Origin of the sequence: Tardiphaga sp. (assembly GCF_044336785.1) — a bacterium.
Classification (GTDB): Bacteria; Pseudomonadota; Alphaproteobacteria; order Rhizobiales; family Xanthobacteraceae; genus Tardiphaga.
Window position 1 is genome coordinate 1 of record NZ_JBIIOT010000046.1, and the last position, 11,855, is coordinate 11,855.

An 11,855-nucleotide genomic window follows, 5' to 3' on the forward strand; every position below is an offset into this window, starting at 1 on the left:
ATGGAGGAAGATCACTACTCCAAGGAATTCGACGAAGCGCCGATGCCGAATGCGATCTTCTTCACCAAACGCGGCCACGCCATCCACGGTACCGACTCGGTCAATCGCCTCGGCTCGCCAGCTTCCCATGGCTGCGTGCGCCTCTCGCGCGCCAACGCGGCGACGCTGTTTGCGATGGTGAAGGCCGACGGCGTACTGAACACCACCGTCAGTCTCACCGGTTCATCGCAGGTCGCCCTCGCCCGCAATCCGCGCGGCACCAAGACGGCCGCCGCTCCGGCGCGCCGCGAGGTCGCCACCGCCGAGCCATCCTATGACGCCTATGGCAATCCCATGGAGATCGCGCCGCAGGTGGTGCCGAACAATCGCCGCATCGTTCGCCAGGCGCCGCAGCCCACCGATGACGACCGCTACATCTATCCGGCCGACGGCAATGATGGCCGCCAATATCCGGCACCTCCCGGCTATCGCCGCATGACCGAAGCCGAGACGCAGCAATATTATGCGAACCGCGGCTACTCCAACTACAACCGCCAGCCCCAGGTCTATTACGCCCCGCGCCAGCGCGGCTTCTTCGGCGATTATTGAAATGCGGTCCGCAGGGCGGATAAGGCGAAGCCGTAATCCGCCGCGGAGTTTCAATCATGAAGTCGGCCGGCGGATGACGCTACGCTAATCCGCCCTATAAACACCACTTACGTATCGCCATCCCGCAACCGGCGCCAGACAGCGCCGAGGATGTTGGAATAGTCATCGGTCCACACGCGCTGGTCCGGCTTGGCCGGTGTCAGCGTCCATGACGAGGACGGCTGGGCTATCGTGCCGACATCCGCATCGTTGCGCGCGGAAATCACGACATTGGTTGAAAAGATATATTCGGCATCGCGGCCGGTATCCTCGTTGAACACCCAGCTCTTCAGTCCGTTTGCATCGGCAATGCCTGTCACCACGCTCGCCAGCTCAAGGTGGCGGTTGGAGACATGCATCACCACGGCGCCATCGGGCGCCAGCTTGGCCTTGTAGATCGCCATCGCCTCCTGGGTCGCCAGATGGATCGGGATCGCGTCCGATGAATAGGCGTCGACGATGATGAGATCGTAGGCACCATCCGCTTCCTTCGTGAATGTCAGGCGCGCATCGCCGATTACAGGCTTGATGTCGGGCTGGCATTTCGAGATGTAGCTGAAATATTTCGGATCGCGTGCGGTATCGACCATGGTCTGGTCGATTTCGAAGAACTTCCAGTTCTCTCCCGGCGCCTGCGCACAGACCAGCGAGCCCGAACCGAGACCGATGACCGCCACGCGAAGCGGCGCGCCCTTGCGCGCCCGCATGGCGGCGATCGCCTGCCCCATGCCGCCATCCTTGTAATAATAGGAGATCGGCTCCGGGCGCCCCGTCACCGGCGTGCCGTCATCGTTGAGATATTTCTCGGCGCCATGAATAGTCGTGCCATGTAGCAGCACATGATATTGGCCATTGGCGGTGACCTGGATCTTGTGCACGCCGAAGAAGCTCCGCACCGTCTCGACGCGGCCATCATCGGCGGGATAGATGCGCAGCAGCGCCAGCGCGAGCACGGTAATGCCAAGATATTCGAGGCGGCTGGCGCGCAGGCGCGACACGATCATCGCGATCATCGCAACCGCGGCAATCACATAGACGCGCTGGGTATCGAGCCAGTTGAACAGCTTGCCGGTCGTGTAGCTCGGCGCTATCAGGGCAACAGCCGCGATCAGCAACAACAGCCAGTACAGACCACGCCAGCCGGCATAGCGCCCGACCCGCGCCGGGAGGCACAGCACCGCCAATGCGACCAGGATCGGATATTCGGCGATCCACGAGAAGGTATAGGGTGCGATCAGTCCGGCAAACAGGCCGCCGACCATGCCGCCGAAGGACAGCGAGACATAGAAGCCGGTGAGATAGCGCGCGGCCGGACGGCTCTGCGCCAGTTCGCCATGGCATCCCATGGCGATGATGAAGAAAGCCAGCTGATGACCGCCCAAGGTCAGCAGCAGGTTCTGCTCGCCGCCAACGGCCAGCAACACGATCACGCCGGCAATGGCCAGCGGCATCGCCATCAGCATCAGCCAGTGCGGCAGCAACGGGCGCGACTGGAACACCAGCACCCAGGTCAGCAGATAGAGCGACAGCGGCAGCACCCAGAGCAGCGGCGCCGCAGCGACGTCGGTGGAGATATGCGCGGTGACGGCAATCAGCAGGCCCGACGGCACGGCGGCGAGGAAGATCCAGCGCAGCCTCTGCATCCAGCTCGGCGCCGGTGCAGCGGCTTCTTCAGCCTCAGGCGAGGCGACAGCAATGGCGGGCGAGCGCATCAGCAGGAAACCGCAGCCGGCGATCAACACGATGAGCAGGCCGTAGCCAGAGGTCCAGATCAGATTCTGCGTGCGCAGCGAGAACATCGGCTCCAGCAGCACCGGATAGGACAGCAGCGCGAGAAAGCTGCCGATATTTGACGAGGCATAGAGGAAATACGGATCGCGGCCATCGGGATGCCCGGTGCGCACAAACCAGGCCTGCAGCATCGGATTATTGGCCGCGAGCGCAAAGAACGGCAGGCCGATGGAAACCGCGAACAGGCCGAGCAGCCAGAACGCATAGCCGCTGTCCGGCGGCTCGCCCCACCCTGTTGCGATGGCCAGCGGCAGCGTCAGCAGCGCGACCACCAGCAGCAGCACATGAATGATGACCGGCAGCACGCGGCTGCGCAGTTGCATCAGGTAATGCGCATAGGCATAGCCGCCGAGCAGCAGCGACTGGAAGAACACCATCGCCACCGACCAGACGGCGGGCGAGCCACCGAGCCGCGGCAGCACCATCTTGGTGAAGAGCGGCTGCACCGAGAACAGCAGCAGTGCACTGACGAAGATCGCGGCCGTATAGACCGTCAGTAGCAGGCGATTGCGGGAGGCCGAGTTTGGGGCGGCGGACGGCTGCGACGAACTCATGAACTCTCCGGAGACGAATCGTGACGGCAAATCCCGTCATTGCGAGGAGCCCTTGCGACCAAGCAATCCAGATCATCCCTGTGACTTCTGGATTGCTCCGGCGCCAAAGGCGCCTCGCAATGACGGGGTGGGCGAATGGAGCATAGAGTACCCATTCGGGCAATCCGGGCTAACCATGGAACCGGATTGGCGTCTCCATGGCCTTGTGCCGCAGGGCCGCCTCTTCGATAAAGGGCGCTCTATCAGATGGTGTTGAACCGGACATGTCAGACCACGACGTTGTGATCATTGGCGCCGGCCATAACGGCCTGACTTGCGCGGCCTATCTCGCGATGGCGGGACTGCGCGTGAAAATGGTCGATCGCCGCAGCGTGGTCGGTGGTGCCGCAGTGACCGAGGAGTTTCACCCCGGCTTCCGCAACTCCGTGGCATCTTACACCGTCAGCCTGCTCAATCCGCAGATTATTGCCGACCTCAAATTGCATCAGCACGGGCTGAAGATCGTGGAGCGCAAGGCACAGAATTTTCTGCCCGCGCCCGATGGCTCCTATCTGCTGACAGGCGAAGGCCGCACCCAAGCGTCCGTAGCAAGGCTCAGCGCCCATGACGCCGAACGGATCGGCGCCTTCTCGCAACAGCTCGAGGTGATCGCCGACGTGCTGCGCGCCTTCGTGCTGCGTGCACCGCCGAATGTGGTGCAGGGCTTCGGGCTCGGCACCATTTCCGAAGCGATCAATGCGCTCGGCACCGCGAAGATCCTGAACGAACTCAGCATCGAGCAGCAGCGTATCCTGCTCGACCTCTTTACCTGCTCTGCCGGCGAGATGCTCGACGACGTGTTCGAACATGACCTGGTCAAGGCGCTGTTCGGCTTCGATGCAGTGGTCGGCAATTATGCGAGCCCTTATGCGGCCGGCTCCGCCTATGTGATGCTGCATCACGCCTTTGGCGAGGTGAATGGCAAGAAGGGCGTCTGGGGCCACGCAATCGGCGGCATGGGTGCGATCACCCAGGCGATGGCCGCCGCGGCGCGCAGCCATGGCGTCGACATCACACTCGGCAATGGCGTGCGCGAAGTGCTTGTGGAACGCGACCGCGCTGTCGGTGTGGTGCTGGAGAATGGCGACACCATTCGCGCGAAATATGTGATCTCCAACGTCAATCCGAAGCTTCTGTACACGCGACTGACGCCGGCGGATGCGCTGCCAAAGCCGTTTCGCGAACGCATGGCCAGTTGGCGCGGTGGCTCTGGCACTTTTCGCATGAATGTAGCGCTGAGTGCCCTGCCCTCATTCACCGCGCTACCCGGCACTGGCGATCATCTCACTGCCGGCATCATCATCGCGCCGAGCCTCGGCTATATGGAGCGCGCCTGGCTGGATGCCAAACAGGATGGCTGGAGCAAGCAGCCGATCGTCGAGGTGCTGATCCCTTCCACCCTCGATGACAGCCTTGCGCCTGCGGGCCAGCACGTCGCCAGCCTGTTCTGCCAGCATGTGGCGCCCGAACTGCCAAACGGCATGTCATGGGACGATCACCGCGACACGGTGGCCGATCTGATGATCAAGACGGTGGATGATTACGCGCCCGGCTTCAAAGCCAGCGTGATCGGCCGGCAGGCGCTGTCACCGCTCGATCTCGAGCGTGATTTCGGCCTGATCGGCGGGGATATTTTTCACGGGGCGCTCAGCCTGAACCAGCTGTTCTCGGCGCGCCCGATGCTGGGCCATGCCGATTATCGCGGGCCGCTGAAGGGGCTCTATCACTGCGGTTCCGGGGCCCATCCCGGCGGCGGCGTGACCGGCGCGCCCGGCCATAATGCGGCGAAGACGGTGCTGCGGGATCACCGGGCGCTGTTTGGATAAGCCTGTGGGCAGACTGTGGATAAGTCCGTGCACAGCCTGTGATTTTTGACGGGAAAAGCCTGTCGGCAAGTCCGGGATAAACCGTGCACGGCTCCGGTATAAAGCGGCGCAAGTCCGGTGCATCAGCCGGGTATCATCGACGGGATAAACCCTGTACGAAACGCGGATAAACCCTTGCATGTCCTGTTCACGACGGATCCGCGATGACCCCACAAGGCACCAGCCGCGCCACCTTCGCCGTCGGCGATGAATTCAGCGCCAAGCGCATCGTCGATCTGCTCACCGAGAGTTTTGAGGAAGGCGAAGCAGCGATCGCGGCCTTCGAGAATCCGCAGGGCCGCTGGGATGTCACCGTACATTTCGCCGATCCGCCGGACGAAGCCTCCATCCGCAATCTGGTCTCCCTCGCGTCCGACGACACGGTGGCCGGCAGCATCGTGTTCGATACGATCGAGGCCAAGGACTGGGTGAAGGAAAGCCTCGAAGGCCTCGTGCCGGTGCGCGCCGGACGTTTCATCGTCCATGGCAGCCATGATCGCGACAAGGTGCGCGACAACCAGCTCGGCATCGAGATCGAAGCCGCGCTGGCTTTCGGCACCGGCCATCACGGCACCACGCGCGGCTGCCTGATCTATCTCGACTACGTGCTGCGCTCGAAGGCGCCGAAGCGCATTCTCGATCTCGGCACCGGCACCGGCGTGCTGGCCATCGCGGCGGCCAAGGCCACCAAGAAGCATGTGCTGGCGACAGATATCGATGCGATGTCCGTGAAGGTGGCGCATGAAAATATGCAACTGAACGGCGTCGGCAATCTCGTCGAGACCGTTTGCGCGACCGGCTTCTCATCGCCGGCAATTGCCAAGCATGCACCGTTCGATCTGATCCTGGCCAACATTCTCGCCAATCCATTGCGCGCCATGGCCACCGATATGGAGCGGCACATGGCGAGCAATGGCATGATCATTCTGTCGGGTCTTCTGCCGCATCAGGCGACGAGCGTGATCGTGGCCTATCGTGCACGCGGGCTGGTGCTGCTGAAGCAGCAGATCATCGAAGGCTGGAGCAGCCTGCTGATGCAGCGGGCGGGATGATCAGTTCGAAGACTGTTGATCCGACGACGGTTGTTCCTCGCGCACGCGCGCGATGACGAAACGACCAAGAACCTGGATGACGTTTTCTCTGGGCTGCGGCGCGGCGACACCTCGCGACTGAGGCTGCGGCTGTGCGGATTGGCGCGGCGGGGAAATCTTCTCGAACGTAAAAGCGGGCATGGTGTCTCCCTCTTCGTTGAGTTGAACACAAAGACCTGACGGTCTCCGCAAGGGCAACAAATCGCGCCACCGGATGGTTCCGCATTTGTAACCGTTGCCGAAATTCAAGCATAACCTGTGCCAGCTTTTCGCAACCCTGCTCCTCGATTGCCGGCGCCAGAACGCACCCATAGGATATCGGCACCATGTTTGAAGCCCAATTCCAGACCTTTGAAGAGCCCGAGGGCGGCGTCGCGCTGGCGGCGCGGTTGGCTGCGTTTCGTGAGGAATTGTTGCGCAGGAAGCTGACCGGCTTCGTGATTCCCCGCGCAGACCAGCAGCAGAACGAATATGTGCCGCCAGCGGATGAGCGGCTGGCCTGGCTCACCGGTTTCACCGGCTCGGCCGGCATGGCCGTGGTGCTGTTGCAGGACGCCGCGATATTTGTTGATGGCCGCTACACGGTGCAGGCACCCAAACAGGTCGATACCAGCGCCTGGAGCGTCCAGTCGCAGGTCGAGCCACCGCCGGAAAGCTGGCTCACGGATCATCTGAAAGCGGACGACCGCCTCGGATTTGATCCGTGGCTGCACACGACAGCGGCAGCCGAGCGCCTGAAGGCCGCCTGCGCCAAGGCCGGCGCGGAGCTCGTGGCCGTCGAGACCAACCCGATCGATGCGGTCTGGCATGAGCGGCCCACTGCGCCGCTCGGGGCGGTGACAATCCACCCGATGGAATATGCCGGCGAAAGCGAGGTCGACAAGCTCGCGCGCATTCGCGCCGAGATCACGCGGCTCGGCGTCGACGCCATCGTGCTGTCCGACTCCCATGCGGTGGCCTGGACCTTCAATATCCGTGGCGCCGACGTGTCGCACACGCCGTTGCCGCTGTCCTATGCGCTGGTGCCGAAGGATGGGCGGCCACTGGTCTTCATCGACCATCGCAAGCTGTCCAACAGTTCACGCAATCATCTCGAAGCCTCGGCCGATGTGCAGGAGCCGGATGCCCTGATGACCGCGCTGCGCGATCTCGCCGCAACCGGCGCATCGATCGCACTCGACAGCGCGACGGCCGCCGATGCGCTGAGCCAGTTGATCACGACGGCCGGCGGCAGGCCGGTGCGTGGCAGCGACCCCATTGCCATGCTCAAGGCGATGAAGAACCCGGTCGAGATCAAGGGCACCATGACCGCGCATCGCCGCGATGCCGTGGCGCTGGCAAAGTTTCTTGCCTGGATCGATCGCGAGGCGCCGAAGGGCGGGCTCACTGAGATCGACACCGTGGAAGCACTGGAGACCTTTCGCCGCAATACGGGGGCGCTGAAGGATGTATCGTTCCCGACCATCGCCGGCACCGGGCCGAATGGTGCCATCGTGCATTACCGCGTCACCCGCAAGAGCAACCGCCGCATCGCGCTGGGCGATCTCTTGCTGATCGATTCCGGCGCACAATATGAAGACGGCACCACCGACGTGACCCGCACTATCGCCATCGGCCAGCCCACCGACGAAATGCGCGACCGTTTCACCCGTGTGCTGCGCGGACACATCGCCATCGCGCGCGCCGTGTTTCCGGACGGCACGACCGGCGCGCAGATCGACTCTTTCGCGCGCCAGTTCCTTTGGCATGCCGGGCTCGATTTCGCCCATGGCACGGGCCATGGCGTCGGCTCCTATCTGTCGGTGCATGAAGGCCCGGCGCGCATCTCCAAGCTCGGCACCACGCCGCTGAAGCGCGGCATGATCCTCTCCAACGAGCCCGGCTACTACAAGACCGACGCCTTCGGCATCCGCATCGAGAACCTCGAACTGGTGGTGGAAGCAAAGATCGACGGCGCCGAGCAGCCGATGAACGAATTCCAGACGCTGACATTGGCGCCGATCGATCGCCGGCTGATCAACGCCCATCGCATCAGCAAGCGCGAACTCACCTGGATCAATGACTACCACGCCCGCGTCCGCCGCGAGATCACACCATTGATCGACGACGCCGAGACGCGGGACTGGTTGCATGCGGCGACCGAGCCGCTGGTCGTCTCCGAATGATCCGTCGGCCCATCCCACGTCATTGCGAAGACCCGAAGGCGACGAAGCAATCCAGAAGGCCAGGCAAGGGAACAATTGGATTGCTTCGTCGCTACGCTCCTCGCAATGACGGTCAATGATGACTGAACTCAAATCCATCGACCTCACCCGCTCCCGCGTGATGCTGCTCCTGCTGGTCGTGATGACCGGCATCGCGCCGATCTCGCTCTATATGCTGGTGCCGGCACTGCCCGAGCTCGCCCGCACCTTCGAGGCCGACATCTCCATCGCGCAGATGACGGTATCGCTCTACATGGTCGGGCTCGCCTTCTCGCAGCTGATCATGGGACCGCTGTCCGACCGCTTCGGCCGCAAGCCGGTGCTGCTCGCCGGGCTCAGCCTGATGGTGATCGCCGGCATCGGATCGAGCTTTGCGACCACGCTGCCGCAATTGATCGCCGCGCGTTTCTTCCAGGCGCTCGGCGGCGCCACGGGGATGGTGATGAGCCGCGCCATCATCCGCGATCTCTATCCGCGCGAGCGGGTCGGACCGATGATCAGCCTCGTCATCGCCGTGATGATGATCGCGCAGATGCTCTCACCTCTGGCCGGCGGCCTGATCGAGACCGGCTTCGGCTGGCGCGCGATCTTCTACACGGTCACCGCCGCTTCGCTCGTCGTGACGCTGGCGATCGCGTCGCTGCTGCCAGAGACGCGCAAGCGCGCAACCAGCGATGCAGGCGGCGGCGGGTTCATCGCCGACTCGAAAGTCCTGTTCGGCAGCCGCGCCTTTATCGGCTATCTGTTCTGCTATGTAATGGCATCGTGGATCATCTTCACCTTCGCCGGCGGCGGCCCCTATGTGGTCGTCAACCAGATGGGCCGCACGTCGGCTGAGTATGGCGCCTGGTTTGCGACCTCGGGCCTCGCTTATCTGCTCGGCAATCTCGCCTGCGTGCGTTTCGCGCCACGGCGGACCATCGAGCAGTTGATCTGGTTCGGCCTTGCGCTGCAATTCGCCGGCGCCCTGCTCAATGTGGTGTGGGGACTGACCGGGCTGAACCAGAACCCGTCCTGGCTGTTCCTCACCCATATGATCGTGATGTTCGGCAATGCCTTCGTGATGTCGAACGGCGCTGCCGGCGCGCTCAGCATCCGGCCGCAGGCCGCGGGGGCCGCGTCGGGCATGATGGGCTTCATGCAGATGGGTTTTGGCTCGCTGTGCTCGCAGGGTGGCGCTTGGCTTGGCGGGCATTTTGCGACGCCCGTGGCGCTCAATCTCTCGCTGGTCGTGCTGTCCTGCGGCTGCGCGGCAGCGATGATCTTTCTGGTGCCGCGACGGAACGTGGTGGTGACCGAGAAGATGATGGAGAAGGCGGAGAGCGAAGAGAGCGGATTGATGTAAGCGCCTTCTCCCTCCCCCAAGCCGCGAAGCGGCGCCGCTGGGAGGGTGGTCGCGCGTAGCGCGGACGGGTGGGGTGTCTCCAGCAAGCTCCGATGTCACGTGGGGATAGACCCCGCCCCCGCCTATCGGCGGACCCTCCCCATTCGCTTCGCTCGGGGAGGGAGGTCACTGGCATCATCCGCCAATCAACGCCAGCCACTCGTCCTCGGTCAGCACCGCCACACCCAGATCGCGCGCCTTGGCAAGTTTCGAGCCGGCATCTTCACCTGCGACGACGTAGTCGGTTTTCTTCGACACCGAGCCGGCGACCTTCGCGCCCAAACGCTCAGCCGAAGCCTTCGCTTCGTCGCGCGTAAATTTCGTCAGCGATCCCGTGAACACCACTGTCTTTCCAGCCACCGGCGTGTCGGTCTTGGCCTGCGCGACATCGAGTACCTCGATCTCATCGAGCAATTCGTCGAGCGCCTTGACGTTGCGTTTCTCGGCGAAGAACTCGACCACGGCATCGGCCACGATCTCGCCGACCCCGCCGATATTGTTGAGATCCTGATAGGCCTCCGACGTATTGCCCTCCTCGCTTTGTCCGGCCGCCGCGGCGAGCATCGCCTCGCGGAACGCGGCGAACGAGCCGTAATGCCGCGCGAGCAGCTTGGCGTTGCCCTCGCCGATATGGCGAATGCCGAGCGCAAAGATCAGGCGATTGAGCTCGATCTTTCGTCGCTCGTCGATGGCGGCGAACAGATTGCGCACCGAGACCTCGCCATAGCCTTCGCGGTCGCGCAGCTTCTTGCTGTTGCGCTCGTCGCGTTTTGCCAGCGTGAAGATATCGACGGGATGCATGATGATGCCCTCGTCGTAAAATTCCTGGATCTGCTTGTCGCCGAGGCCGTCGATGTCGAAAGCGAATCGCGACACGAAATGCTTGAGCTTTTCCACCGCCTGCGCCGGACACACCAGCGCGCCCGTGCAACGCGTGACGACTTCGTCATTTTCGCGGATGGCATGACTGCCGCAGACCGGGCATTTGTCGGGAAATGCGTAGGGCTTCACGGTTGTCGGGCGCTTCTCAAGGATGACATTCACGACCTGCGGGATGACGTCACCAGCACGCTGCACGATCACCGTGTCGCCCTCGCGAATATCGACGCCATCGCGCAGCTGCTGGCCGTCATTGCCGATGCCCGCGATATAATCCGCATTGTGCAGCGTTGCGTTCGACACCACGACGCCACCGACCGTGATCGGCGTCAGCCGTGCCACCGGGGTCAGTGCGCCGGTGCGGCCGACCTGGATGTCGATCTTTTCGAGCACGGTGGTCGCCTGTTCGGCCGCGAATTTATGCGCAATGGCCCAGCGCGGCGCGCGGCCGGCAAAGCCGAGGCGCGCCTGCCAATCGATGCGATCGACCTTGTACACAACACCATCGATGTCATAGCCAAGTTTCGCCCGGATCTCGCCGATACGGCGATAGAAAGCGAGCGCGTCATCGACGCTCTTGCACAGTGTGATCTCGGGATTGACGGTAAAGCCGGCCTTGTCCAGCCAGGCGATCATCGCGTGCTGGGTCGGTTCGGGCATCGGATAGTCCGACATCTCGCCCCAGGCATAGGCGAAGAATTTCAGCGGCCGCGACGCGGTGATCGCCACGTCCTTTTGGCGCAACGAGCCGGCGGCGGAATTGCGCGGATTGGCGAAGACGGTGTCGCCGGCTTCTTCCTGCTTCCTGTTGAGCGCGAGGAAATCGCTCTTGAGCATATAGACCTCGCCACGCAACTCGCAGGCGGCGGGGATGTGCTTGCCTTTCAGCGTGTTCGGAATGTCCTTGATCGTGCGGACATTGGCGGTGACGTCCTCGCCGGTAAAGCCATCGCCGCGGGTGGCGGCATGAATCAGCTCGCCATTCTCGTAGCGCAACGACAGCGAGAGGCCGTCGATCTTTGGCTCGGCGACGAGCGCGGGGATTTCGTCCAGCTTGAGGAAGCGTTGAATGCGCTCCACGAATTCGGTGACGTCGTCATCGCTGAAAGCATTGCCAAGCGACAGCATCGGCACCGCATGCTGGATTTTGGCGAAACCGCGCGCAGGAGCGGCCCCCACGGTCTGGGTTGGCGAATCCGTCGCCACGAGCTCGGGAAACTTCGCTTCGATGTCTTCGACGCGGCGACGCAACGCATCATAGTCGGCGTCGGAGATTGTTGGCGCATCGTCCTGATAGTAGCGCTTGTTATGCGCCTCCATCTCCAGCGATAGCCGCATCAGCTCGATCTTGGCTTTCGGCCTGGTGAGCGTGGAGATGTCAGTGGGGGTTTTGGGGGATTTTGCCATGCGCATCGCTTTCG

At 63.0% G+C, this 11,855-nt stretch carries 8 protein-coding genes; 5 read left to right on the forward strand and 3 right to left on the reverse strand.

Features of this window, described 5'->3' with window-relative positions:
* Positions 1-588, forward strand: a 588-nt coding sequence (locus tag ACIQ2A_RS14615) for a L,D-transpeptidase (RefSeq protein ID WP_398480326.1), incomplete at its 5' end; no start/stop codon positions are given.
* 107 nt (positions 589-695) lie between these two features.
* Here ACIQ2A_RS14615 and ACIQ2A_RS14620 read toward each other — a convergent pair.
* Positions 696-2,972, reverse strand: a complete 2,277-nt coding sequence (locus ACIQ2A_RS14620; protein WP_398480328.1) for a spermidine synthase — start codon at positions 2,970-2,972, stop codon at positions 696-698.
* A gap of 263 nt (positions 2,973-3,235) precedes the next feature.
* On the opposite strand from ACIQ2A_RS14620, the gene ACIQ2A_RS14625 reads away from it, so the two are divergent.
* Both ACIQ2A_RS14625 and ACIQ2A_RS14630 read left to right on the forward strand, forming a co-directional pair.
* The gene (locus ACIQ2A_RS14625) at positions 3,236-4,837 is read left to right on the forward strand and encodes a phytoene desaturase family protein (RefSeq protein WP_398480330.1); all 1,602 of its coding nucleotides are present in this window, start codon (positions 3,236-3,238) and stop codon (positions 4,835-4,837) included.
* Positions 4,838-5,040: 203 nt separating this feature from the next.
* On the forward strand, positions 5,041-5,928 hold the full coding sequence (locus tag ACIQ2A_RS14630; protein WP_398480332.1) for a 50S ribosomal protein L11 methyltransferase: 888 nt from the start codon (positions 5,041-5,043) through the stop codon (positions 5,926-5,928).
* On the opposite strand, the gene ACIQ2A_RS14635 is transcribed toward ACIQ2A_RS14630, so the two are convergent.
* Positions 5,929-6,108 carry a hypothetical protein gene (locus ACIQ2A_RS14635; protein WP_398480334.1) on the reverse strand — a complete coding sequence of 60 codons (180 nt, stop codon included), beginning with the start codon at positions 6,106-6,108 and terminating at the stop codon, positions 5,929-5,931.
* 185 nt (positions 6,109-6,293) lie between these two features.
* Here ACIQ2A_RS14635 and ACIQ2A_RS14640 point away from each other — a divergent pair, with 185 nt between their 5' ends.
* Both ACIQ2A_RS14640 and ACIQ2A_RS14645 read left to right on the forward strand, forming a co-directional pair.
* Positions 6,294-8,132 (forward strand): aminopeptidase P family protein, encoded by a 1,839-nt coding sequence (locus ACIQ2A_RS14640; protein WP_398480336.1) that lies wholly within the window; start codon positions 6,294-6,296, stop codon positions 8,130-8,132.
* Positions 8,133-8,250: 118 nt separating this feature from the next.
* On the forward strand, positions 8,251-9,516 hold the full coding sequence (locus tag ACIQ2A_RS14645; protein ID WP_398480339.1) for a multidrug effflux MFS transporter: 1,266 nt from the start codon (positions 8,251-8,253) through the stop codon (positions 9,514-9,516).
* 174 nt (positions 9,517-9,690) lie between these two features.
* Here the strand turns inward: ACIQ2A_RS14645 and ligA are convergent, their stop codons facing one another.
* Complete coding sequence (gene ligA, locus ACIQ2A_RS14650; RefSeq protein ID WP_398480341.1) at positions 9,691-11,841, reverse strand: NAD-dependent DNA ligase LigA; 2,151 nt, start codon at positions 11,839-11,841, stop codon at positions 9,691-9,693.
* Between the last annotated feature and the right edge of the window lie 14 nt (positions 11,842-11,855).